At 73.0% G+C, this 24,328-nt stretch carries 16 protein-coding genes; 8 read left to right on the top strand and 8 right to left on the bottom strand.

Annotated features, from left to right (window positions below; all coding sequences use genetic code 11):
- Positions 1 to 193: 193 nt before the first annotated feature.
- Positions 194 to 760: an SAV_915 family protein gene (locus OG519_RS27470; RefSeq protein WP_405589231.1), complete on the bottom strand. Its 567-nt coding sequence runs from the start codon at positions 758 to 760 to the stop codon at positions 194 to 196.
- Positions 761 to 858: 98 nt separating this feature from the next.
- Positions 859 to 1,710: a GntR family transcriptional regulator gene (locus OG519_RS27465; RefSeq protein ID WP_405589228.1), complete on the bottom strand. Its 852-nt coding sequence runs from the start codon at positions 1,708 to 1,710 to the stop codon at positions 859 to 861.
- Between the two features lie 318 nt (positions 1,711 to 2,028).
- Between OG519_RS27465 and OG519_RS27460 the strand changes: the two genes are divergently transcribed.
- The 3 genes from OG519_RS27460 (at position 2,029) to OG519_RS27450 (ending at position 7,211) form a co-directional block, all read left to right on the top strand.
- Positions 2,029 to 3,585, top strand: a complete 1,557-nt coding sequence (locus OG519_RS27460; RefSeq protein ID WP_405589226.1) for a beta-N-acetylhexosaminidase — start codon at positions 2,029 to 2,031, stop codon at positions 3,583 to 3,585.
- 78 nt (positions 3,586 to 3,663) lie between these two features.
- Entirely contained in the window at positions 3,664 to 5,079 is a 1,416-nt protein-coding gene (locus OG519_RS27455; protein ID WP_405593053.1) for a cellulose binding domain-containing protein, read from the top strand.
- A 140-nt stretch (positions 5,080 to 5,219) separates the two neighbouring features.
- Positions 5,220 to 7,211 (top strand): sigma-70 family RNA polymerase sigma factor, encoded by a 1,992-nt coding sequence (locus OG519_RS27450; protein WP_405589224.1) that lies wholly within the window; start codon positions 5,220 to 5,222, stop codon positions 7,209 to 7,211.
- Positions 7,212 to 7,237: 26 nt separating this feature from the next.
- Here the strand turns inward: OG519_RS27450 and OG519_RS27445 are convergent, their stop codons facing one another.
- Together OG519_RS27445 and OG519_RS27440 are read right to left on the bottom strand one after the other, a co-directional pair.
- A complete protein-coding gene (locus OG519_RS27445; RefSeq protein WP_405589221.1) occupies positions 7,238 to 8,347 on the bottom strand; it encodes a winged helix DNA-binding domain-containing protein in 1,110 nt (369 codons plus the stop codon).
- Positions 8,348 to 8,490: 143 nt separating this feature from the next.
- A complete protein-coding gene (locus OG519_RS27440; protein WP_405589218.1) occupies positions 8,491 to 9,768 on the bottom strand; it encodes an XdhC family protein in 1,278 nt (425 codons plus the stop codon).
- Between the two features lie 513 nt (positions 9,769 to 10,281).
- Here OG519_RS27440 and OG519_RS27435 point away from each other — a divergent pair.
- Both OG519_RS27435 and OG519_RS27430 read left to right on the top strand, forming a co-directional pair.
- Positions 10,282 to 12,198 carry a PucR family transcriptional regulator gene (locus tag OG519_RS27435; RefSeq protein WP_405593051.1) on the top strand — a complete coding sequence of 639 codons (1,917 nt, stop codon included), beginning with the start codon at positions 10,282 to 10,284 and terminating at the stop codon, positions 12,196 to 12,198.
- 267 nt (positions 12,199 to 12,465) lie between these two features.
- Positions 12,466 to 13,215: a hypothetical protein gene (locus tag OG519_RS27430; RefSeq protein ID WP_405589215.1), complete on the top strand. Its 750-nt coding sequence runs from the start codon at positions 12,466 to 12,468 to the stop codon at positions 13,213 to 13,215.
- 200 nt (positions 13,216 to 13,415) lie between these two features.
- Here the strand turns inward: OG519_RS27430 and OG519_RS27425 are convergent, their stop codons facing one another.
- A complete protein-coding gene (locus OG519_RS27425) occupies positions 13,416 to 14,144 on the bottom strand; it encodes a GntR family transcriptional regulator (RefSeq protein WP_405589212.1) in 729 nt (242 codons plus the stop codon).
- A gap of 227 nt (positions 14,145 to 14,371) precedes the next feature.
- Between OG519_RS27425 and OG519_RS27420 the strand changes: the two genes are divergently transcribed.
- Complete coding sequence (locus OG519_RS27420) at positions 14,372 to 15,208, top strand: (2Fe-2S)-binding protein (RefSeq protein ID WP_405589209.1); 837 nt, start codon at positions 14,372 to 14,374, stop codon at positions 15,206 to 15,208.
- Positions 15,209 to 15,378: 170 nt separating this feature from the next.
- Positions 15,379 to 16,473: a DUF2637 domain-containing protein gene (locus OG519_RS27415; RefSeq protein WP_405589206.1), complete on the top strand. Its 1,095-nt coding sequence runs from the start codon at positions 15,379 to 15,381 to the stop codon at positions 16,471 to 16,473.
- 116 nt (positions 16,474 to 16,589) lie between these two features.
- Here OG519_RS27415 and OG519_RS27410 read toward each other — a convergent pair whose 3' ends face one another.
- Positions 16,590 to 17,234, bottom strand: a complete 645-nt coding sequence (locus tag OG519_RS27410) for an ATP-binding protein (RefSeq protein WP_405589204.1) — start codon at positions 17,232 to 17,234, stop codon at positions 16,590 to 16,592.
- A gap of 427 nt (positions 17,235 to 17,661) precedes the next feature.
- Between OG519_RS27410 and OG519_RS27405 the strand changes: the two genes are divergently transcribed.
- Positions 17,662 to 20,430 (top strand): fascin domain-containing protein, encoded by a 2,769-nt coding sequence (locus OG519_RS27405; protein ID WP_405589201.1) that lies wholly within the window; start codon positions 17,662 to 17,664, stop codon positions 20,428 to 20,430.
- Between the two features lie 91 nt (positions 20,431 to 20,521).
- On the opposite strand, the gene OG519_RS27400 is transcribed toward OG519_RS27405, so the two are convergent.
- Entirely contained in the window at positions 20,522 to 22,264 is a 1,743-nt protein-coding gene (locus OG519_RS27400; RefSeq protein ID WP_405589198.1) for a pyruvate dehydrogenase, read from the bottom strand.
- A 142-nt stretch (positions 22,265 to 22,406) separates the two neighbouring features.
- Positions 22,407 to 23,543 carry a protein phosphatase 2C domain-containing protein gene (locus OG519_RS27395; protein WP_405589195.1) on the bottom strand — a complete coding sequence of 379 codons (1,137 nt, stop codon included), beginning with the start codon at positions 23,541 to 23,543 and terminating at the stop codon, positions 22,407 to 22,409.
- Positions 23,544 to 24,328: the final 785 nt, after the last annotated feature.

The following is a 24,328-nucleotide window of genomic DNA, read 5'->3' as shown; positions in this document are numbered from 1 at the left end:
CCCCCGTCCGTAACGGATCGGCCCATCCCCGGCTGCCGGCCGGTGGTGGGTTGCTCGCGCAGTTCCCCGCGCCCCTGACGGGGCCCGGGAAGGCTTCCCGGTGCGCGGCGGACGGGGCCGCGGGGCAACCACCCACCCCCGGTGGCCGGCTCGGCCGATCTCGATCGGAACGGCCGAAGTGCGGGGACGGCGGCTACGGGGTGGTGGTCGCCGACTGCTGCCGGTCGGGCGCGCCGTGGCCGCCGGCCGGGGGAGCGGCGGACTCGACGGACCGGGCCGGCTCGGTGGGCTGGACCGGTTCCGTCGGCGCTGTCGGCGTCGTCGACACGGTCGGAGCGGCCGGCTCGGTGGTGGTCGGGGCGGCCGGCGGCCGGGCGGTCAGCAGTGGGTCGACGGTCAGATGGAGCGCGCCCAGCGGTTCGGCGAGCCGGCGCAGCGCGGCCTCCGAGAGCCGGATCCAGGGATGGGTGGGTCCGAGCACCGAGCGCAGCCGCTGGTCACTGGTGAACGCGACCGCGGTCCTGGTGCCGAACGGGGTACGCCACAGCCGCACCACCGCCCCCGCGGGACCGCGTCTGACCGGCACGTACAGCGCCGCCCGGCCCGCCGACGGAGGGCGCCCGGCGCCAGCCGCCCCTTCGGGGTCCTCATCGGATGGCGTGGCGAGCGGCAGGCCGGGCGCCGGGTCGGCGGCAGACCCGACGGCGTGTCCGCCGTCGATCGGCTCGTCGGCGGACGGCCGCTGTGGGCTTGCGTGCATGCGGCAACGGTAACCCGGCCGTAGCACTCCGCAGGCGCGCCGCCCAGCCACCGGACAGCGCGTGGCCACCCGGTTCCGTCCGGCCGCCGGCACCGCGCTCACCCGGCGGGCTGTACGTCCCCGACCATCAGCGCCATGACGTCGCCGCGCCCGGCCAGATCGCCCGGCGGGATGCCGGGATGGTGGCCGGCGCCGGCGAAGGGCGCGGCGGGGGCGGCGCGGGGCGCGTCGCCGAGGGCCAGCCGGGAGACGATGCGGTAGCGGTCCCCCCGGTAGACGGAGTGCACGTACTCCACGGGGCGGCCGGCGTCGTCCCTGGTCAGGCGTTCAAAGAGCAGGGCAGGGGAGAGGACGGGCACGCCGATGAGGCGGGCCTCCTCCTCGTTGGTGACGGTCGGCTCGATCGACTGGACGGCCTCGTGGACCCGGACCCCGTGCCGGTCGCGCAGCACGTCGTAGAAGTCGCCCGCCTCCATGTCCTCCGGGGTGAGCCCGGGGACGAGGGCGGCCGGGACGTGCAGGTACTCGATGGCCATGGGCTCGCCGTCGACGGTGCGGAGCCGGGCGATGTAGGTGATCCGCTCGGCCGGCGAGATGCGCAGCTTGCGGCCGACCCGGGCGCCGGCCTGGACGGTGCTGAACTCCAGTACGCGGCTGGCCCAACTCCCCGACGCCTGCGGCAACCGGTGGGTGCTGGCGTCGGGCACCAACTCCTGGGTGATCTTGGCGCGGGCGACGAACATGCCGCGGCCGTGCTCACGGACCAGCAGCCCGGTGGTGACGAGTTCGTCCACTGCGGAGCGCAACGTGGGCCGGGAGACGCCGAGTTGCTCGCACAGGACACGCTCGGAGGGGATCGGGTCGCCCGGTGAGCGGGACTCCACCAGCTCCATCAGATGGTCGCGGACCCGTTCGCGTTTCAGCGCCGAGCGCGACGGCTCCTTCTCCATGACCTGGTCCCTTTCCGCGGCGGTGCTGTCCGGTCGAGGTTAGCGGTCTGCTGACCAGTACGCCAGTACCGGCCTGACCACCTCACCAGGCACGCAGCGGCGGGGCTCGGCCGGTCCCGCGCTTCGGTCGGGCCGAATTCCCGGTAACACCGCTGTCCCGTAGCGGTGTACGAACGGGGCGGCCCGCTCCGCGCCACCCCTTGACGACCCCACTGGTCTATGCCACCTTCTCTCACCAGCACCATACCAGTTGCCAAGTGGTAAGTTCCGCCGTCGTCCCCCCGCCTGCCGCCCCCTCGGCTTCCAGGAGACACCGCTGTGATCATTCCGCGTCCCACCCATCTCGCCCGGCTCCCCGGCGAGTTCACCTTCGACGAGAACACGGCGGTACGGGCCGAGGGCCGTGCGGCGCCGGCGGGCCGGCTGCTGCGTACGCTGCTGGCGCCGGGCACCGCGCTCCCGCTGCGGCCGTCCCCGGCCGGCCGGGTGGTGCTGGCCCTCGATCCGCGACTCCCCGGTCTCGGCACCGAGGGCTACCGGCTGACCGTCGGCCCGGACGAGGTGCTGCTGCGGGCGGCCGGTTCTGACGGACTGCTGCGCGGGATCCAGACGATCCGCCAGCTCCTGCCGCCCGAGGCGCTGTCGAAGCGGCCGGTGGCCGGGGTGCGGTGGCGGATGCCGTGCGTGGAGATCACCGATGTGCCGCGGTTCGGCTGGCGGGGCGTGCTGCTCGATGTCGCCCGGCGCTTCCAACCGGTTTCGTACCTGCGGCGGTTCGTGGATCTGCTGGCCCTGCACAAACTGAACGTGCTCCATCTCCACCTCACCGACGACCAGGGCTGGCGGATGCCGGTGGCGGCCTATCCGCTGCTCACCGAGGTGGGCGGGGTGCGGGCCCGCTCGATGCTGGGCCAGGCCGGCAGCGGCAGGTTCGACGACGAGCCGCAGGCGGGCTCCTACACGGCCGTCGAACTGCGCTCACTGGTCGGCTACGCGGCCGAGCGCGGCGTCACCGTCGTACCGGAGATCGAGATGCCCGGACATGCCAGGGCGGCGCTCGCCGCATATCCGGAGCTGGGCAACGTCCCCGCGCGGCGGCTCGATGTGTGGACCGAGTGGGGTGTGTGCGAGAACATCCTCGGCGTCCACGACGAGGTGCTGGATTTCTGCCGGACCGTGCTCGGCGAGGTGCTGGACGTCTTCCCCTCGCCGTATGTGCACCTCGGCGGCGACGAGTGCCCGGTCGTCGAGTGGGAGAACAGCCCGCGGGCGGTCGCGCGCGCCGCCGAGTTCGGCCTTGCGGCGCCCAGGGCGCTGCACGGCTGGTTCCTCGGCCGGATGGGCGCCTTCCTGCTGGAAGCCGGGCGCAAACCGCTGTGCTGGGCGGAGGACGAGGGCACGCTGCCGGCCGAGTTCACCGTGATGCCGTGGCGGGACGCCGGCCACGGGCTGTCCGCCGCGCGCCTTGGCCACGACGTGGTCATGACGCCGCACCTGACCACTTATCTCGACTACCCGCAGTCCGACGACCCGGCGGAACCGCTCGGCCAGGCGGGCGCGGTGGTCGATCTGCGGGCCGTGCACGGCGCGGACGCGGCGCCGCCGTCCTGGGAACCGGCCGCCGCGGCCCGTGTCCTCGGCACCCAGGCCCAGTTGTGGACCGAGTTCGCCCGCACCCGGGAACAGCTCGAATACCTGGCCTTCCCCCGGATGTGCGCGCTCGCCGACCGGGCGTGGAACCCGGCCAGCCGCTGGGCCGACGACTTCCTTCCGGCGCTCCGGCACCACGAGGCCCGCCTCGCGGCGCTGGGCGTCACCCGGCGGATCACCGCGCACCCGCGCGCCGATCCGCTCCCCCGCGCCACCTCTCACTGAATTCCCCGGAAAACCCCACTGTTGAAAGGGATCACCGTGTCAGGAAAGTTCCGCGTACCCACCAGGGTGCGCGCCGCCATGGCGGTGTGCACCGCCGCCGGCCTCGCCTGCGCCGCGCTCACCGCGCTGCCCGCGTCCGCGGCGCAGGACTCGATCACCGCCCAGTACCGTACGAGCGCGTCCGGGGCCACCGCGGACCAGGTGGAGCCGTGGCTCGAGCTCACCAACACCGGGAGCACCACGGTGCCGTTGAGCCGGCTCACCGTGCGCTACTACTTCAGGTCCGACGGCCCGAGCGTCAGTTACCGCTTCGCGTGTTCGTGGGCGGTCAAGGGCTGCGCCAACGTCACCGGCACCTTCGGCACGCTCGCCAACCCGACGGCGACCGCGGACCGCTATCTGGAGGTCGGCTTCACCTCGGGCGCCGGCTCGCTCACGCCGGGCCAGAACACCGGTGATCTGCAACTGCGCTTCTACCGCGCCGACTGGCAGACCCTCACCCAGTCCGACGACTACTCCTTCAACGGCGCCCAGACCGCCTACGCCAACTGGTCGAAGGTGACGGTGCAGGACAGCGGTTCGGTGGTCTGGGGCACCGCCCCGGCGGGCAACGACCCGACACCGCCCACCACACCGCCCACCACTCCCCCGACCAGCCCGCCGGGCGGCGGCGGTGGCACCCCCACCGGGGCCACGCTCTTCGACGACTTCACCTACAACACCGGCGCGGACGCCGCGATCCAGCAGCACGGCTGGACCGTCAAGTCCGGCCAGGGCGGCCCCGGTGTGGCGGGCGCCACCTGGGCGCCCGGGGATCTCACCTTCGTCGCCGACGGCTCCAACAAGGTGATGAACCTCAAGCTGACCACCGACGGCACCGCGGCCGGCACCCGCGAGACCGAGATCCAGACCAGCGCGCAGAAGTTCAAGAACGGCACCTACGCGGCCCGGGTAAAGTTCGGCGACACCCCGACCGGCGGCCCCGACGGCGACCACATCGTGCAGACGTTCTTCACCTTCACCCCGCTCAACGCGCCGATGGACCCGAACTACAGCGAGCAGGACTTCGAGTACCTGCCCAACGGCGGCTGGGGCGAGACGCAGAACATCATGTACGAGACGTCCTGGGAGACGTACAACCCGGACCCGTGGAACGCGGTCAACACCCACGGCCAGCAGTACGGCAGCTTCGACGGCTGGCACAACCTCCAGATCACCATCGACAACACCAGCATCACGTATTACATCGACGGCCAGGTGGTGGCCACCCACGGGGAGCCCTACCTGCCCGAGGGCGGCCAGTTCATCGACTTCAACCACTGGCTGATCGACCTGGCCGGGCAGACCGGCACCACCTCCCGCTCGTACAACGAGCAGGTGGACTACGTGTACTTCGTCAAGGACCAGGTGCTGACCCCGGCGCAGGTCCAGTCCGCGGTCTCCGGGCTGCGCAGCGCCGGTACCGCCTTCAAGGACACCGTTCCCTCGAGCTGACCGGCGCGGCCGGCGCCGCCCGCCCTCCCGGGCCCGGGAGGGCGGGCGGCCCGCACCGGCGCCCCGGAGTTTCTGTTATCCGCAGGTCATGGCACCGTCTCCTGTTCAAGGGCAGAGAACAGAGACGAGATGGGGCTGTGATGCGCGCAGGCGATCGGGTCGGTCCGGACCCCGGAATGGTGGTCGCGGCACGAGCAGGCGATCAGCGGGCGCTGGATCTGCTGGTCGCGGAGTGCCTTCCGCTGGTCTACAACATCGTCGGCCGGGCGCTCGACGGGCACGACGATGTGGACGACGTGGTGCAGGAGACGCTGCTGCGGGTGGTGCGCGGGCTCGGCGAGCTGCGCGATCCGGCGGCGTTCCGCTCCTGGCTGGTGGCGATAGCCGTCCGGCAGGTACGCGACAGGGAGCAGGCCCGCAAGGCCTCCTGGCACCAGCAGACCGCGCTGGACGCCGCCGAACTGATACCGGACCCGGCCTCGGACTTCGCCTCGGTGACCATCCTGCGGCTCGGCCTCACCGACCAGCGCCGGGAGATCGCCGAGGCCACCCGCTGGCTGGACCCGGACGACCGTACGCTGCTGGCGCTGTGGTGGCTGGAGGAGACCGGTGACATCGGCCGCTCCGAGCTGGCCGGCGCGCTGGGGCTCAGCCGGCAGCACGCGGCGGTGAAGGTCCAGCGGATGAAGGAGCAGTTGGAGACGTCCCGCACCGTGGTGCGGGCGCTCGGCGCCGCCGAGCAGTGCCAGGGGCTGCACCAGCTCGCGGCCGGCTGGAACGGCGTGCCCAGTCCGCTGTGGCGCAAGCGGTTCGCCCGCCACATCCGGGGCTGCGAGGCCTGCGGCCGCGTCGGCGGTGTGCTGCTGCCGATGGACCGCCTGCTCAGCGGTCTGCCGATGCTCCCGGTCCCGGTCGGCTTCCCGTTCACCATGCCCCACCCGGGCCTGGCCCCGATGCCCGCGCACGCCGCGGCGTCCCCCGTACCCTCCCCCCCGGCCGCACCCGCAGCGGCCCCGCGCACCGCTCCGCACCCCCGCGAACCCCTCGCGCGGAGCGGTGCGCGGCGAGGAGCCCATGGCGCGCGCCGGGCCCGGCCGAGGCTGCTGCGCGGCCCCTTCGGCGGTCCGGCCGCCGCGATGGGCGCCGTCGCGGCCATCGCGGCCGGCGCGCTGCTCGCCGTGCACCTGTCAGCCGGGAACACCGCGCCCACCGCGCACGCCGCCGTCAGCCCGCGTCCTTCGGTGACCTCGCCGGTCACCACCACACCGCCCCCGACGACCCCGTCGAAGACGCCGACCCCGAAGAAGACTCCGCCGACGCACAAGCCGACGCCGGCGAAGCCCACCACCCACGCCCCGGCCAAGCCCCCGGCCGTCCCGGCGGCGCCGCCCGCGGCGCCGGTGTCCTCGGTGCGCAAGGGGGTCGGCGTGTGGTCCTTCAACGGCGTCAACACCGCGCTGCAACGCTCCGGCGCCGGCTGGTACTACACCTGGTCGACGACGCACAGCGGCATCAGCGGCCCCGGCTTCGTGCCGATGATCTGGGGCTCGGGCAGCACCGACGCCACCACCCTGGCCCAGGCGAAGCAGGCCGGACCCTATCTGCTGGGCTTCAACGAGCCCGACATGGGCGGCCAGGCGAACATGACGGTGGACCAGGCGCTGTCGCTGTGGCCGAAGCTGATGTCCACCGGCAAGATCCTGGGCAGCCCGGCGGTGGCGTACGGCGGTGACACGGCCGGCGGCTGGCTCGATCGCTTCATGTCAGGCGCGCGGTCGAAGGGCTACCGCGTCGATTTCATCGCGCTGCACTGGTACGGCGGCGACTTCACCACACCGAACGCGGTCGCCCAGCTCAAGTCGTATCTCCAGGCGGTCTACAACCGCTACCACAAGCCGATCTGGCTGACCGAGTTCGCGCTGATCGACTTCTCCAACGGGACGCGCTTCCCGACCGACCAGCAGCAGTCCGCCTTCGTCACCTCCGCCACGAAGATGCTCGACGGGCTGTCGTACCTCCAGCGGTACGCCTGGTTCGGGCTGCCGGCCGACGACTCCAAGCCGAGCAGCGGGCTCTTCCACAGCGGACCGGTGGAGACCGCGGCGGGACGGGCGTTCGAAGCGGCGAGCTGAACCGGGCGGCCGCCCGGTGGCACCGCTCAGGGGGCCTCGAAGCGTACCTGCGTGAACTCCGCGCCCGGATCGGACGCCGCCAGCAGCCGGGCGCCCTCCTCGGCGAGGGTGTCCCGGTCGGCGGTCCCCAGCGCGGCGAAAGGGCTGACGACCACCGCCGCCCGGCCCTTCGCCCGCTCGAACCGCCAGACGCCGCCGACGAATCCGTCGATCAGCACGGTGCCGCGGACGAGCCCGTTGACCGTGATCACCCGCGTCTTCGGCACATCGCCGAGGACGCGGGTGCGGTCGGCGTGCGACAGGACGAGATTGTCGAAGTCGGCGACGAAGCGGGCGGGCACCGGCGCCGCCCCGTCGGCGAGCGGCGCGTCCGGCAGGTCGTAGAGCGTCCGGCCGGACGCGCCAGGACCGGCCGGGTAGGTGACGAGGTCGAGCCGGTCGAAGAGTTCCTTGAGACCGGTGAGACCGGACCACTTCTGCGCGTCGGCCGGGGTGGCGGGGCCGTACGCCGCCAGGTAGCGGCGGACCAGGTCGGCCGGCCGGGGGTCCTCGGCCAGTGGCGCGCCGACCCACTCGTCAAGGAACGCGTACCGCGGGCCCCCGCTCGCCCCCCATATCCCGCGTGGCGGGATCTGCACCAGCGGCGCCCAGGCGCGCAGCGCGGTGGCCAGTGACTCCGGGTCGCTGGCGGGGAAACGTCCGCCGAGCGCGACCCGCAACTCGGCCGGCCCGAGGGGCCGTTCGGCCAGCAGGCGCCGCCCGTGGGCGACCAGCGCGTCCCGGTCGACGCCGACGATGCCCGGCGCCCAGCGGGAGGAGCGCAGGTCCCGCTCGAACTTGGCCCGGAGCCAGGGGTGCAGCCGGAGCGCGTCCGCGGCCGTCACGAGATGCACGGTGCCCCGCATCGCCACCACGCGGACCACCCGCCGCCGGGTGAGCAGCGTGCTCAACCGGTCGAAGGTGAAGCCCTCCAGCCTGCTCCACAGCCCCGGGTAGGGCGAGCCGGGCACCTGCGACTGGAGCCCTATCAGGTGCGCGACGGCTTCCTCGGCACCCATGCCGGACCTGGTCAGCAGGGATTGGCGGCGCAGCAGGGTGCGGTTGAGGGTGCGGCGGTCCAGCGGAGTGGCGGGCATGGCCTCACCGTAGAGGCAGGGGCTGACAGGCCCGGTCCGCGGCGCGAGGGACTCGGCACCGGGGCACTTGGAGCACTGGGCACGGGCACTGAGCACGGGCGCTGGGCACGGGCACCCCGCGCCTGTCCGTACGGTGCGGCGGCCTAAGCCGCCGGGGTGCCCAGTCGCCTGGGCAGCGCCGGGTCGGCGTCCCGGTGGATCGGGGTCAGCGCGCCGGTCAGCGGTCTGCCGCTGCCGCCGTGGCGGTGGGCGACGATCTCCGCGGCGATGGAGAGCGCGGTCTCCGCCGGGGTGCGGGCGCCCAGGTCGAGGCCGATCGGCGAGTGCAGCCGGGCCAGGTCGAGTTCGGTCAGACCCGCTTCCCGCAGCCGGTCGAGCCGGTCGACGTGGGTGCGGCGTGAGCCCATGGCGCCGACGTAGCCGACCGGCAGGCGCAACGCCCGCGCCAGCAGCGGCACGTCGAACTTCGGGTCGTGGGTGAGGACGCAGATCGCCGTGCGTCCGTCCAGCCGGCCCGCCCCGGCCTCGGCGTCGAGACAACGGTGCGGCCAGTCCACGACCACCTCGTCGGCGTCGGGGAAGCGCCGGGCGGTGGCGAACACCGGCCGTGCGTCGCAGACCGTCACCCGGTAGCCGAGGAGCTTTCCCGCGCTGGTCAGGGCGGCGGCGAAGTCGATGGCGCCGAACACCAGCAGCCTGGCCGGCGGCCTGCTCGTCTCGACCAGCAGCATGAGCGGTGCCCCGCGGCGACCGCCGTCGGCGCCGATCGCCACGGTGCCGGTACGGCCGGCCGCGAGCATCGCCCGCGCCTCGCCGGCCGCCGTCCGGTCCCGTTCGGCGTCGCCGAGCGAGCCCTCCCCCGCGTCATCACCCGCGTCATCCACCGCCTCATCCACCGCCGCGGCCATCACGCCTTCCGCGTCATCAACCGCATCATCGACCGCGGCGTTCACCCCGCCGCTCACCGTGCTTCCCGCCGTACCGTCCGCCCGGACCAGCAGGGCCCGGCCGAGCAGGCCCGGCGGTCCGGCGACGATCCGGGCGAGCGCCGTCGCCTGCCCCGAGCGGGTCGCGGCGAGCGCCCGTACCAGCTCGGGCCGGGTCGCCGGGTCGATCCGCTGGACGAAGATGTCGATCTCGCCGCCGCAGGTCAGGCCGACCGCGAAGGCGTCCTCATCCGAGTAGCCGAACCGTTCCAGCCGGGTCTCGGGACCGCCGCCCAGCGCCTGCTGGCACAGCTCGTAGACCGCGCTCTCCACACACCCGCCCGACACGCTGCCGATCGTCGTGCCCTCCTCGTCGACGGCGAGGGCGGCGCCCGGCGACCGGGGGGCGCTGCCGCCGATCGCGACGACGGTCGCGACCGCGAACGGCCGGCCGCGTGCGCACCACTCACGCAGCTCCTCGGCGATGTCCAGCACGGTGGCTCACCTCCTGCCGGGTCGTGGCCGCGGCGCCGGCCGGTCGCTGGGTTCCGCGGGGTCTTGGACCCCGCGCGGGGTCCAAGACCCCGCGGGGCGGGTCGGTCCACTGTCCAGCCAGGCACAGGGAAGGTCCCCAGTACAGGGCTGTGCGGCCGTTCGGGTGCAGTCACCGAAGCCCTGAAGCATCGGGCGGCCGGGCCGGCGGGTCTTGTAGATTCCTCCGACAGCACCCGCGCGGAAACCTCCCGGCAGCCCACCGGCAACCCCGATGGAACGTTCATGGAACGCCGACGGAACCCGGACGGAACCCTGCCGGAAAAACCCCGCGGTCACCCTGGTGGACGGCCTGTCGGCCCACCGGCCGACGCGCCCGACCAACCCGATCAACGCCCGACCATCCCCGACCATGCCCGACCATGCCCGACCATGCCCGACCAAAGGGTGCCATCCACCCGGAGCGCCCGGAGACACGTGCACCTACGGCCCCGGGCCGACGACAAGGCGACGACGATGCGGCTGCGCGCACTGCTTGACACCCAGGCTCTGGGTCTTCGCCTGCTCGGCGGCGAAGAGGAGCTCGACCGTACGGTACGCGGCGTCATGACCACGGATCTACGGGATCCGAGCCGCTATCTCACCGGCGGCGAACTCGTCCTGACCGGCCTCGCCTGGCGCCACGGCCCGGATGACGCCGAACCCTTCGTCCGCATCCTGGCCGGCGCCGGGGTGGCCGCCCTCGCGGCCGGCGAGGCGGGTGTGCGCGCCATCCCCGACGATCTGGTGGCGGCCTGCGCCCGCCACCGGCTGCCGCTGTTCGCGGTGGACGAGCGGGTCGCCTTCGCCACCGTCACCGAATACGTGGTCCGGCAGGTGTCAGGCAAGCGGGCCGGGGACCTGGCCGCGGTGGTCGACCGGCACCGCAGGCTGATGTCGTCCGGGCCCTCCGGCGGCGGCCCCGACGTGGTGCTCGACCTGCTCGGCAGCGATCTGGACCTGCGGGCGTGGGTGCTGTCGGCCACCGGCCGGGAGATCGGCGGCTCGGACCGGCCGCTGCCGGCCGGGATCCGCGCCGAACTGGCCGGCGCCCAGCAGACCGCGACCCGGACCGGCCGCCCGGCGCCGCACCGGGTGGCCGTGCGGGGCTGCGGTACGTACTCGCTCTTCCCGGTCCGGGCCGGCGGTGCCGCCCCGGACACCTCGGACGCACGGGTCGGCGTGCTGTCCGACTGGTTCCTCGCGGTGGCGGCCGACGCGGGCGAGTGGCCGGCCGAGCGGCTCGATCTGCTGTGGGGCGTGACCCAGCTCATCGCGGTCGAACGGGACCGGCGCGACGCGGCCCGCACGGTCCGGCGGCGGCTCGCCGCCGAGGTCTTCGAACTGCTGCGGACCGGCGCGTCGTCCAGTGAGATCGGCGCCCGGTTGCGGATGGCGGCCTCGGTGCTGGTGCCGGGTCTCACCTCGGCGCCGCGCTGGCAGATCGTGCTGGCCCGGGTGGAGTGGGCGGAGGGCGGAGCGGCGGCGGGACCGGCGGCGCGGGCGGTGCTGGAGGAGGCGCTCGCCGGACCGGCCGAACCGGCCGAACCGGCCGAACCGGCCGAACCGGCCGGACCGTCTGGACCGGCCGGACCGGGCCCGGCCGCCGAGGACCGGATCGCGGTCGCCTGGACCGACGACGAGGCGATGGCGCTGGTGCCGCTGCCCCCCGCGGGCCCCGCCGATCCCTGGGCGGCCGACGAGCCGGGCCGTACGGACGGGGCGGCCGCCCAGCGGGACGCCGTCCCGGTCGGCGGCCGTCCGGGGATCGGGCAGCCGACCGGTCCACCCGGCACCGACCGCCGTGCGGGCGCCGGTGTCGGTGTCGGTGCCGCGATGGGCCCGGGCGGCGCGCCGGCCGGGACGGACACCGAACGGGGCGCCGCCGACGACCCCATGGCGCTGACCGCCCAGCGGCTGCTCGCGGTGGTGCGCGGGCCGGTCGCCGGGGGGCTCGGGGAGGGCGGCCGGCTGACCGTCGGGATCAGTGGGGCGGTGGACTCGCCGGAGGGGCTGCGCGGCGCGCTGGAGGAGGCCAGGCACGCCCGGCGGGTGGCGGCGGCCCGGCCCGGCCCGGTGTGCGTCTCGGGACACGAGGAGCTGGCCTCGCACGTGCTGCTGCTGCCGTTCGTCCCCGACGACGTGCGGCGCGCCTTCACCGCACGGCTGCTCGACCCGCTGCGGGCCTACGACCGGCGGCATCGCGCCGATCTGATCCCGACCCTTGAGGCGTTCCTCGAGTGCGACGGGTCGTGGACCCGCTGCGCGACCCGGCTGCACCTCCACGTCAACACGCTGCGCTACCGGATCGGGCGTATCGAACAGTTGACAGGGCGTGACCTCGCCAAATTGGCGGACAAATTGGACTTTCTGCTGGCCTTGCGCATGAGTTGACCCCCTACCGGCCGGTACGGAGTGCTGCCCCGGCTATACAGCACCGGTCGCAACATGTCGTTTGCCGTCATTAGTGATCCCATTCACAAGAAGTGATCTCCGACCCCTTGGCGCGGATGCCCTCCGCGTGCTGGACTTCCGCCACTGGCTGTCAACTGGCGGACATCTCCGGGACAACCCGCCGTCGGCCGCCCGCACCACCGCACAAGTGCCGCACGTCCAGAGGTACGGCCTCAAACCAGTTCGAAGACGCGCTTGGGGGAGATCGTGGCGGACACCGCCCTGTCGGAATCTGTGGTCGGGGTACCCGATGTCTGGCGGCTGCGGGCGCGCGGCTGTTGGGCCGAGGGGGCGGCGCTGCTCGCGCCCTTCTGCGACGACGATGCCCGGGCGGCCCTGAGCAGGGCGGAACTCCTGGTCGAAGGCTGCTTCTACCAGCTCGCCGGCTGGGCGGAGGCGGAAGACGCGCTGCGCACCGCGGAGGCGCTGGCCGGCACCGACGAGGAGCGCGGCGCGGCGGCCTCCGAGCGCGGCTATCTCGCCTACGGGGCCACCCTCTTCTCGGTGCGGGACCGCGCCGACGAGGCGCGCTCCGCTTTCGGACGCAGTGCGGCCTTGCTCTCCCCCGGCTCCCCGGCCCGGCCGCTGCTGGACTTCCGGCGCGGCCTGGTCGCCGAGAACATCGCCGCCAACCCGGCCGCCGCGCGGGCCGCCTACCGTCGGGCGCACGCGGGCGCGGTAGCCCACGGGGACACCTTCCTCACCTCCTTCACCTGGCGCCACCTGGCCGGTCTGGCCGCCGCCGAGGGCGAGCTGGCGGAGGCCAGGCACGGTTTCGCCGAGTCGCTGCGCATCCGGGTCTCGCTGGGCCACCTCGTCGGCGTCGCCCCCGCCCTGCTCGCGCTGGCCGACGTCGAGTCGGAGGAGACCGCGGAGCGTCTGCACGCCGAGGCGACCCGGCTCTACGCGTTGCTGAACGGTGTCCCGGTCTGGCTGGCGGCGGAATTCACCGATTGACGGGGGGAAGGCGGCGACCGCTGGGCGTGACTTCCCGAGGGCGGAGGGCCCGGCGGCCCCCCGAGCCGCACCCCCGCACACCCGGCCGGTCGGTCGGTTGGTCAGGGGGCCGGAAGGGCCGGGCGCGGGGAGTCCGAGAGCCGGGTTTCCGAGGGCGGGGGCGCGGTCGCCGAGGGGGGCCGCCCGGTCGGCGACCGGTGTCAGCGCCAGGTGGAGCCGCGGAAGTGCTCGCGGGCCAGCGACTCGACGGTCAGGATGTCGCCGGCGATGAGGGCTTCGAGCAGTACCCGGTGCTCGGTGGCGTCGGCGAGGAGCGCGCCCTGGCCGGTCGGCCGCCGCGGGTGGGGCGCGGCGGACAGTGGCCACTGGGCGCGGCGGTGGAGTTCGTCGGCGACCGCGACGAGTTGGAGGTTGCCGGAGAACTCCAGCAGCGCGCGGTGGAAGGCCCGGTCGGACTCGGCGTATCCGGCCCGGTTCCCGACCGCGGCCGCGGCCACCGTCGCCTCGGCGAGCGGGCGCAGCGCCTCCCAGCGGTCGGACGGGACACTGCGGGCGAGTGCCAGTACCACCGGCACCTCCAGCAGGGCCCGTACCTCGGCCAGCTCCGCGAGGTCGCGCGCGGTGCGTTCGGAGATCCGGAAGCCCCGGTTCGGCAGCACCTGGACGACACCCTCGCGGGCGAGCAGTTGCATCGCCTCCCTGACCGGCGTGGCCGACACCGCGTAGCGGGCGGCCAGCGCGGGCGCGGAGTGCACGGAGCCCGGTTTCAGCTCCCCGCCGAGGATCTCGCCGCGCAGCGCGCCCAGCACCTGGTCCCGTACCGAGAGCCGCTCCGGCATCCGCCGCGGCGGCATGCCCCCCTCGATGAGAGCGCCGTCCTCGGCGGCCTCGCACGGGTCCGGGACCCGGGTGCGCGCGGCTCCGTCCACCGGGTCCTCCCCTTCGCTCGCTGTCGTCCGCGCTCCGCCGGTTCCCGGCGGGCTGGTACGGCTCTTCCGATTGCTGCCGATTGCTGCCGGCTGGTGCCGACTCTCCCGGCCCGGTCTGCTCGGCCGGCCGGCCCGTACGCCGATCGAACGCTCCGGCCGGCCGTCACCCGACCGGCGCACTGCGGTTAGGTTAAACCCCTGGTCCAGTGCCTAAGGTAAGCCTTACCATGCCTGTGATCACTTCCTGTTACGCCCGCGTCACCGCTGTCCACCCGGGGCTGGTGGTGAGCGCGGCCGATCCCCGTACCGGCGCCGGGTGGACCACCGCCGGTGAACTCGCCGAGGGCGGCCCCCGCACGGCCGCCTTCGTCGCCCGGGAGACCGCCCGGATGGCCGGCGAGTACGGCAGGGCGCCGCGGCCCGACGTGGCCGCGACCCTGGCGCTGCACCGCTATCTTTGGCCCGCCTGCCTGCTCTTCACCGCGCCCTGGTTTCTGCGCCGCCGGGTGCCGCGGCTGCCGGTGGGCGATGTCTCCGCACACGCGGCGAGCGGCCGGATGACCGTACGGCTCAGGGCCTTCACCTGTCTGCCCGGCGATCCGGCGGCGCGGCTGCCCGGCGCGCGGACCGTACCGGACGAAGCGGCGCTGCGGACGGAGCTGCGGGATGCCTTGACGGAGCATCTCGCCCCCGTACTGGGCGCGTTCCGGCCGCTGTCGCGGCGCGGACCGGTGGCGCTGTGGCGGATGGCGACCGATGAGATCACCCAAGGGCTCTGGCACGTCGGGCGGTTGCTGGGCGAGGAGGACCGGGCGGTCGCCGAACTCTCGGCGTTGCTGCCGGACGGTGCGGCTCCCTTCGCCGGCGGGGCCGGCTTCGCCGGGCGGCACACCGGGGAAATGACATCCGACACACCGTCAGATCACCTCAACGGCAACGGTGGTTGGGCCCGTACGCGCCAGACATGTTGCCTCTTTTATACCATCAGCCCCACCAGCACCTGTGTCGGCTGTCCTCGGGGTACCAATCCGGACCCAATCGACCGCCGGGCGTCGGCGGCCTGACCGCTCACGCTACGATCTCGCTCAACTCAGCAGTCCTGGCACGAGAGTTCGAGCATCTGAACCGTAAGCGTGCTCTTGTGCCATAACGCCCGCACGTATCCGCGCTCTTCGCAATGATGTCGGTCGTAATCGGCCCGAGCGCGACGGAAGCGACACGAGGATTCGCACACATGAGATTTGACGCCATATCGCTGGACTGGACGATCTCGGGCGCCGTCGGCCTGCTCGTTCTCATTGGCTGCGCCGTCGTGTTCCGCAACCACCGTGGTTCCGGTACGGACACGCAGGGTGACTCGTGGGAGCGCAGCGAGGAACGCCGTCGCCGCAAGGAGGCGATCTACGGCAGCGCGTCCTACGTCCTGCTCTTCTGCTGCGCCGCGGTCGCCGCGGCCCTCTCCTTCCACGGTCTGGTCGGCTTCGGTCAGGAGAACCTCGGGCTGACCGGCGGCTGGGAGTACCTGGTGCCCTTCGGCCTCGACGGCGCGGCCATGTTCTGCTCCGTGCTGGCCGTCCGTGAGGCCAGCCACGGCGACGCGGCGCTCGGCTCGCGCATGCTGGTCTGGCTCTTCGCGGGTGCGGCCGCCTGGTTCAACTGGGTGCACGCGCCGCGCGGCATCGACCACGCGGGCGCCCCGCAGTTCTTCGCCGGCATGTCGCTGTCCGCGGCGGTGCTCTTCGACCGCGCGCTGAAGCAGACCCGCCGGGCCGCGTTGCGCGAACAGGGCCTGGTGCCCCGTCCGTTGCCGCAGATCCGGATGGTGCGCTGGCTGCGCGCGCCGCGTGAGACCTACGGCGCCTGGTCGCTGATGCTGCTGGAGAACGTGCGCTCGCTCGACGAGGCGGTCGAGGAGGTCCGGGAGGACAAGCGGCAGCGCGAGCACAACGCCCTGCGCCGCCGTGACCACGACCGCTTGGAGCGGGCCCGGATCAAGGCCTACAACCGGCAGCACCGGCCGTGGCCGCGTGGCGGCCGGGGCGGGCGTCAGGTGGAGCTGCCCGCGGCGAGCGCGGCAGGCGGCGGGCAAGCCGTATCGGAGCCTGCCATAGGAGCCTCGGCGGATCTCCCGGCCGGTGAACTCCCGGTGCGGGCGCGGCCGGCGCTCCAGCCGGTGCGGGAAGAAGCGGAAGCGGCCGAAGTGACCACAGCGGCCTCTGCGGCGTCGCCCTTCACCGTCGACCTGACGGCGGAGGACGACACGATGACCCTGCCGCGGCTGGACTCGCTGGAGCGCAAACTCCAGGACCTGGAGCGGCAGTTCGGCTGATCAGCCGCCGCCGGGGCTGAGACGGCGAGGGCGAGGGCGGCGTGTCCGCCGGCGGGGAGGGCGATCTCCCCCCGGGCGACACGCCGCCTTCGTGTCGGGTCCTCGACGTCGTACGGTCAGGCCGTGTCTATGGCGTCCATGGCGACCGTGGCATCCGTGGCGACCCCGATGCCCGTGGTGTCCGTGATATCGGCCGGGGCCGCCGGACCCGCTGGATCCGCGCAGAGTTCGAACCACACCACTTTGCCGGTGCCGCACGGCTGGGCGCCCCAGGCGTCGGCGAGCACCTGGACCAGGAGCAACCCCCGCCCCGAGGTGCTGTGTTCGCCGGGCTCGAGCGCTCGGGCGACCGCTCCGGGCGGCGGCAGCCGCGGCCGGCCGGCCAGCGAATCCTGGACCTCCACCCGCAGGCGCGGCCCGGAACCAGGACCGGGGCCGGGCCCGGGGCCGAGATCAGGGCCGGCATCCGGGCCGGCGCCGGCGGCCAGCGTGGCGGTGAGGACGGCGCCGCCGCCGGTGTGCTGGAGCGCGTTGGTGAGGAGTTCGGTGGCGAGCAGTTCCGCCGTGTCGGAGAGTCCCGTCACGCCCCAGCGCCGCAACCGCTCGCGCAGCAGGCCGCGTGTCTCGGACACGGCGGGAAGGTCGGCCGGTCGTACCGCGTGCCGAAAACAGTGCCCCGTGATGTCCGTCTGCTTCCCCCGTCGCGCGCCGGATCCTTTCCCCTGTCGATAGGAATGCCCACCCCGCACAGGTCCAGTCATGTGGGCCGGAAGTCGCCCCCGCCTGAAGCTGGTTCAGACGAACTCAGACCAACACAGACCTACTCAGAACGGCTCAGACCGACTCAGAGGAACACAGCGTCAAGTCGGCCAATACCTCCGATGTATCGGGGTCGAAGACTTGACATGACCGGTCACGGCGGCCACTGTGTGGCGCACTCATCCCCTGTGTTTCGCGGATGTTGCGCCGCCTGGCGCCCCCTGTGCCACCCCTCTGTTCCCTCGGTTCTCTGTGTTCTCTGTGTTCTCTGTGTTCTCTGTGTTTGTTGTCCGTCAGCTCTCCGTCAGCTGTCCCGTCGCCTCGGGAGGGGCCGTGCCCGCACCGCACCGCACATTCGGAAGCCGCCGAATGGTCCGACCACCCGTTTTGGCCGCTGCCGCACTTCTCACCGCCGGTCTGCTCGTACCCGTGGTGTCCCAGACCGCCTCGGCGGCCACCACCACGACCGCCTGGCAGAGCGGTAGTTTCCACGTCGACACCCCCAATGTGATCCGCCGCTCCAACATCGTGCTGGGCAAGGCGAACACGGCCGCCGCCCAGTCGCTGCCGCTGGGCAACGGCTCGCTCGGCGTGGCCGCCTGGGCGGCCGGCGGCTTCACCGCACAGCTCAACCGGGCCGACACGCTGCCCGGCCGGCTGTCGCCAGGCCAGGTGCAGATCCCGGGTCTTTCCACCCTCACCAGCGCCGGCGACTTCAAGGGTTCGCTGGACGTATACACCGGGGTGCTCAACGAGTCCGGCGGCGGTATGACGCTCAAGGCGTGGGTCTCGGCCACCAAGGACGAGCTGATCGTCGACGTCACCGGCGCCAACCCCAGCACCCAGCAGAGCGCGACCGTCAGCCTGTGGTCCGGCCGCCACCCCACCGCCGCGGTGTCCGGCGCCACCGGCACCCTCGCCGAGACCTGGGTGGACAACCAGGAGGCGGGCAACTCGGGACGCACCTTCGGCTCGCTGGCCGCGATCACCGCCGGCGGCCGGAGCGTGGCGTCCTCGGTGGTCAACTCCACGCAGGTGAAGACCACCTTCACGCCGAACACCGACGGCAGCTTCCGGGTCATCGTGGGCGCGCCCACCTGGACCGGCGGCAACGCCGCGACCACCGCGTCGAACCTGCTCGGTTCCGACGCCACCGCCGCCGAGTCGTCGCTGCTCTCCTCCCAGCAGTCGTGGTGGGCCAACTACTGGGCCAGCAGCGGCGTGCTGGAGGCCAACTCGTCCGACGGCCAGGCCCAGTACATGGAGACACTGCGCACCCTGTACCTGTTCATGGAGGGTGCCTCGATGCGCGGCACCATTCCGGGCAGCCAGGCCGGTGTCGCCGACATGTTCAACTTCGGTCAGGACCACCAGAGCTGGACGCCCTCGGCGACCTGGCTGTGGAACCTGCGCACCCAGATCTCGGCCAACATGAGCAGCGGCAACTTCGCGCTCAACATCCCGATCTTCAATCTCTACCAGAACAACCTGTCCGCCATCGAGGCCTGGACCAAGCAGCAGATGGGCGGTCTGCCGGGAGCCTGCGTCCCCGAGGTGATGCGCTTCAACGGCAACGGCGGCGACCCGGGTGCGGGCGCCAACGCGGCGTGCAGCCAGCCGGGCAGCCCCAACTGGAACGCGCTGGACATCAGTTCCGGCCCGGAGATCAGCCTCTACGTGTGGCAGCAGTACCAGGACACCGGTGATCTCAACTTCCTGCGCACGTACTACCCGTTGATGAAGGACTCGGCGGTCTTCCTGCTCGCCTACCAGAAGGTCGGCTCGGACGGGAAGCTGCACGCGGTCGCCAACGCGCACGAGACCCAGTGGGCGGTCCAGGACCCGACCACCGACCTGACCGCGGACTCCGCGCTCTTCCCGGTGGTGATCAAGGCGGCCCAACTGCTCAACACCGGCGACACCTCGCTGATCAGCCAGCTCAACACCGCGATCCCGCAGATCCCGGACTGGGCGCGCACCGACTTCAGCCGCACCCAGGTGCTGCCGGCCTCCGCGGACTCGTCCGGCAACGACATCATCGCGTACTCGTACCAGCCGACCGCGCAGATCCGCAACAGCGAGAACATCGACCTCGAACCGGTCTGGCCGTGGAACCTGATCACCGACAACCCCGGTGCGCTCAAGGACCTGGCGGTGCGCACCTACAACCACCGCGCGGTGAACGGCGGCAACGACTGGAGCATGGACGCCATCGACGCGGCCCGGCTCGGGCTGTCCAGTGAGGTGGCGGCCAAGCTGGTCTCCATCACACAGAGCCACCAGGTCTACATCAACGGTCTGTCGGACCTCGGCAACACGGTGGGCACCGAGGGGTACATCGAGCAGGTCTCGGGAGTGGCCACCGCGCTCGACGAGGCGCTGGTGCAGGACTACGACGGTCTGCTGCGGATCGCGCCGGCCTGGCCGTCCGGCTGGGACGTCAGCGGCACGGTCTCGGTGCAGGGCAACACCAAGGTCGATGTCCAGGTCCAGGGCGGCACTCCGGTGACCGTGGCCATCCAGGCCGGATCGACGCAGACCATGCAGGTCCGCAACCCCTGGCCGGGTCAGTCGGTCGAGGTGGTGGGCGGTTCCAGCAACGCGGTCGTGGTCTCGCCGACCACCGCGGGCACGCTGAGCGTGCCGGTCAGCTCCGGCCAGAGCTACCTGGTGGAGCGGACCGCGAGCCTCACCACGTCGCTGCCCTTCGCGCAGGTCTCCGGCACCCCGGCGACCACCGCCAAGCACCTGGGCAACGTCCAGATCGGCCTCGACGGCGGCAGCACCACGCCGCCCTCGGGCACCCCGGTGATCTCGCTGAAGGCGCACGCCAACGGCGACTACGTGACCGCCGACAACGCCGGCGCCTCCCCGCTGATCGCCAACCGCACCGCCATCGGGCCGTGGGAGAGCTTCGACGAGATCGACCAGGGCGGCGGCTACATCGCCCTGCGGGCGCACGCCAACAACCTGTACGTCACCGCGGACAACGCCGGCGCCGCGCCCCTGCTGGCCAAGGTCACCGCGGTCGGCACCTGGGAGCAGTTCCTGCTGATCCACAACAGCGACGGCAGCGTCAGCCTCCAGTCGCGGATCAACGGCGACTACGTGACCGCGGACAACGCGGGCGCGTCACCGCTGATCGCCAACCGCACCTCCATCGGGCCGTGGGAGGAGTTCGACCTGATCACCGACTGAGCCGGGGCCGGAGAGCCGGGAGAGCCGGGAGAGCCGGTGACCCGGTGACCCGGTGAGAGCCGGGTGACGACCGCCGCGCCCGTGACACCTGTCACGGGCGCGGTACGTTGCGCAGGTTGGAGCGGGCGAGCTGCACCATCTTGCCGACCCCGCCGTCCAGCACCACCTTGCCCACCGACAGCGCGAACCCGCCGATCTGCTCACCGGTGATCTTCGGCGGAATCGACAGCGCGTTGGGATCGGTGACCACGTCCACCAGCGCCGGGCCCTTGTGCCGGAAGGCGTCCCGCAGCGCGCCCCGCACGTCCTTGGGCTTCTCCACCCGCACCCCGTACGCGCCGGCCGCGCGGGCGATCGCGGCGAAGTCCGGATTGATGTTGGTGGTGCCGTACGCCGGCAGCCCCTCGACCATCATCTCCAACTCGACCATGCCGAGCGCGGAGTTGTTGAACAGCACGATCTTGACCGGGAGTTCGTACTGGACCAGGGTCAGGAAGTCGCCCATCAGCATGCTGAAGCCGCCGTCGCCCGACATCGAGACCACCTGGCGCCGCCGGTCGAGGAACTGGGCGCCGATCGCCTGGGGCAGCGCGTTCGCCATCGAGCCGTGCGAGAACGATCCGATCACCCGGCGCTTGCCGTTGGGCGTCAGATAGCGCGCCGCCCACACGTTGCACATCCCGGTGTCCACGGTGAACACCGCGTCGTCCGCGGCCTCTTCGTCGAGCACCGAGGCGACGTACTCGGGGTGGATCGGCAGATGCTTCTCCACCTTCCGGGTGTACGCCTTCACCACGCCGTCCAGGATCTCGCTGTGCTTCTTCAGCATCCGGTGCAGGAAGCGCCGGTCGGACTTCTCCCGCACGGCGGGCGTCAGACAGCGCAGCGTCTCCCGTACGTCGCCCCACACCGCCAGGTCCAACTTCGAGCGGCGGCCAAGGTGTTCGGCCCGCACATCGACCTGGACGATCGTCACGTCGTCGGGCAGGAAGGCGTTGTACGGGAAGTCGGTACCCAGCAGGATCAGCAGATCGCACTCGTGCATGGCCTCGTAGGCGGCGCCGTAGCCGAGCAGTCCGCTCATACCCACGTCGTACGGGTTGTCGAACTGGATCCACTCCTTGCCCCGCAGCGCGTGCCCGACCGGTGCCTTGACCCGTTCGGCGAACGCCATCACCTCGTCGTGCGCCCCGGCCGTACCGCTGCCGCAGAAGAGGGTGACGCGCTGGGCCCGGTCGACCAGCCGGGCCAGCTCGGCGATCTCCGCGTCGCCGGGGCGGACGGTGGGGCGGCGGGTGACCAGGGCGTGCTGGATGCTGCCCCGCGGCGCCTCGTGGGCGGCGACGTCACCCGGCAGGCTGATCACCGAGACTCCGCCCCGGCCCACCGCGTGCTGGATCGCGGTCTGGAGCACGCGCGGCATCTGCTGGGCGTTGGAGATCAGCTCGCTGTAGTGGCTGCACTCCTGGAACAGCCGGTCCGGGTGCGTCTCCTGGAAGTAGGTCGTACCGATCTCGCTGCTGGGGATGTGCGAGGCGAGCGCGAGCACCGGGGCGAAGGAGCGGTGCGCGTCGAACAGACCATTGATCAGATGCAGGTTGCCGGGGCCGCACGAGCCGGCGCAGGCCGCGAGCCGCCCGGTGAGCTGGGCCTCGGCGCCGGCCGCGAAGGCCGCGACCTCCTCGTGCCGTACGTGCACCCACTCGATGGCACGCTGTCGGCGCACCGCGTCGACCACCGGGTTGAGGCTGTCGCCCACCACCCCGTACAGGCGCTTCACACCCGCGCTGACGAGAATGTCGATGAACTGCTCGGCGACGGTCTGCTTCGGCATGTACCCATCTCCGCACAGGGCAGGGCGTCACGCATCCCGGAGACGGGCATCCAGGGCCGGTCCGCGCGCGGGTCGGGGCCGGGCGGGAGCCGAGGCGGGGCCGGGTGGAGGCCGCGAGGCGGGGCCGGGCGGGTGAGGCGGGTCAGGCGTCCCAGACGGTCACCACCGTACGGTCGTCGGCGTACCCCTTGACCCGGGTCTGCGCGTCGGCGAGATACGAGGCCAGACCCGGCACCCGGCCCGCGCCCCAGCGGACCGCGAGGTGCACGGCCAGCTCGGGCTCGGCGCGCAGCGGCTCCGCGAGACCCGCGCTGCACATCAGCAGCGCGTCACCCGGCTGGGCGACGGTGGCCCGGAAGCGGAAGGGCGCCGAGGTCTCGTCCGGCGCGAGGTCCAGGTCCTGCCAGGCCCCGTCCCTGATCCGGAAGAGGCCGCCCTCCCCCACCCCGAAGAAGAGCCGGATCCGGCTGTCCGGATCCGTCGGCAGCAGCAGACAGCGCAGCGACGCGGTGTAGGTGCCCTCGTCGAGCCCGAGATCCTCGCCCTTGGTCCGCAGCTTTCCGTAGCACCGGTCGGTCAGCCGGTGCAGCCCGGACTTGAGGGAGCCGCGGCGCGAGGCGCGCAGATCGTCCGCCAGCCGGCCCTGGCTTCGCCCGACCGCCCCTGCGATCCACCGCACCGCGTCCTGCGCCGCCCGGTGCGCGTCGTCCGCGCCCCGCGCGCCGCTCGCCATCGCCACCAGCAGCAGCGCGTCCTGACCCGTCCCGAACCGCGCGGTCAGCAGCGCGTCCCGGCGCGGCTGCCCCCGGTAGCGGGCGGAGTCGCCGCGCAGCGCCACGGTCCTGACGGTGAGCCGCCCGTACTGCGCCCCGTCCAGTACGGTGTCGGCCACCAGACCGTCCAGCGCGTCCGGATCGGCCTCCGGCCAGGCGGTCGGCTCCGGCCCGTACGTGGGCGGGCCGCCCCCCACCACCTCCGGCTCGCCCACCGGCTCCGGCAGCCCCGCCGCCGGCTCCCAGCCGGGCGGCAACTCCGGGGCCCAGCGCACATGCCCTTCCGCGAAGACGGTCTCCCCCCACTCCTGGCGGGGCGCCTGCGGCGCGGTCCCGGCCGGGGGTGGCGCGAAGGCCCGTACGGACTCGGCCGGCCGCGCGGGCTCGGGCGCCTTCGCGGTGGGCAGGTCCGCCAGCCGGGCGATCCGGGGATCGGGGAACTGCTCCCGCCGCGGTTCGGGCAGCAGGGCGTCGTCCCGCCCGGCCTCCGGTGAGCCGTCCGCCAAGGGCTCCTCCGGCGCGGTTGGGGGGAGTTCTGCGGGCGGGTCCTGGGGATCGACGGCTTCAGCAAGGTCCGGCTCGGGGGCCGGCTCGGGCTCGGGAGCCGGGTCGGCTACGAGCGCGGGTTCAGCCGCGGGCTCCGGTTCCGTATCGGCTTGGGTCGCGGGTTCGCGCTCGGGCTCGGGCTCGGCGTCCGGTTCCGGTTCTTGTTCCGGTTCAGCCTGAGCTACGGGAGCTGGTTCGGGCTCGGGGTCCGCTTCCGGTTCCGCGTCGGCAAGGGGAGCCGGTTCGGGTTCGGCTACGGGAGCCTGGTCGGACGCAGACTCCGGCTCCGCGTACGCCTCAGGTTCCGGTTCGGGCTCAGGCTCCGGGTCGGCAGGGGCATCGGCCCCCGGGGCCGGTACGTCCGCTACGTCCTCGGCGGGCTCTGCGGGTGGGGTGGATGGCTCCTCCGCCGACTCCGGCGCCGCCGCTTCGGATCCCGACGTCGGCGGACCCCACTCCTCGGCAGGCGGCGGAGCCGTCGGAACGGACGCCGGGCGGGGGGCGACCCATGCCTCCCACGGCTGCACCGGCGGCGGTTCGGGATCCTCCCTGACCAGGGACTCCCCCCGCCCGTACGTCGGTTCGGCCGACCACGCGTCCCACGGGTGCGGCTCCTCCTCCTCGGCGGCCTGCGCGCCGCCGCCCGCACCGGACGGCGCCTCCTCCGCCGCCCGACCGAACGCGGGCGCGGCGGACCACGCCCGCCAAGGCGAAGGACCGGACTCCCGCGCGTCGGCTTCGCCCG

Source organism: Streptomyces sp. NBC_01190, assembly GCF_045039895.1.
GTDB lineage: Bacteria > Actinomycetota > Actinomycetes > Streptomycetales > Streptomycetaceae > Actinacidiphila.
This window is presented reverse-complemented; position numbering and strand designations above follow the sequence as displayed.

Bases quoted from the DNA above. Each gene is read 5' to 3' on its own strand.
- OG519_RS27455 (WP_405593053.1), top strand. From the start codon at position 3,664: ATGGCGGTGTGCACCGCCGCCGGCCTCGCCTGCGCCGCGCTCACCGCG.
- OG519_RS27410 (WP_405589204.1), bottom strand. From the start codon at position 17,234: ATGACTGGACCTGTGCGGGGTGGGCATTCCTATCGACAGGGGAAAGGA.
- OG519_RS27415 (WP_405589206.1), top strand. From the start codon at position 15,379: ATGAGATTTGACGCCATATCGCTGGACTGGACGATCTCGGGCGCCGTC.
- OG519_RS27420 (WP_405589209.1), top strand. From the start codon at position 14,372: ATGCCTGTGATCACTTCCTGTTACGCCCGCGTCACCGCTGTCCACCCG.
- OG519_RS27435 (WP_405593051.1), top strand. From the start codon at position 10,282: ATGCGGCTGCGCGCACTGCTTGACACCCAGGCTCTGGGTCTTCGCCTG.
- OG519_RS27470 (WP_405589231.1), bottom strand. From the start codon at position 760: ATGCACGCAAGCCCACAGCGGCCGTCCGCCGACGAGCCGATCGACGGC.
- OG519_RS27400 (WP_405589198.1), bottom strand. From the start codon at position 22,264: ATGCCGAAGCAGACCGTCGCCGAGCAGTTCATCGACATTCTCGTCAGC.
- OG519_RS27465 (WP_405589228.1), bottom strand. From the start codon at position 1,710: ATGGAGAAGGAGCCGTCGCGCTCGGCGCTGAAACGCGAACGGGTCCGC.
- OG519_RS27445 (WP_405589221.1), bottom strand. From the start codon at position 8,347: ATGCCCGCCACTCCGCTGGACCGCCGCACCCTCAACCGCACCCTGCTG.
- OG519_RS27450 (WP_405589224.1), top strand. From the start codon at position 5,220: ATGCGCGCAGGCGATCGGGTCGGTCCGGACCCCGGAATGGTGGTCGCG.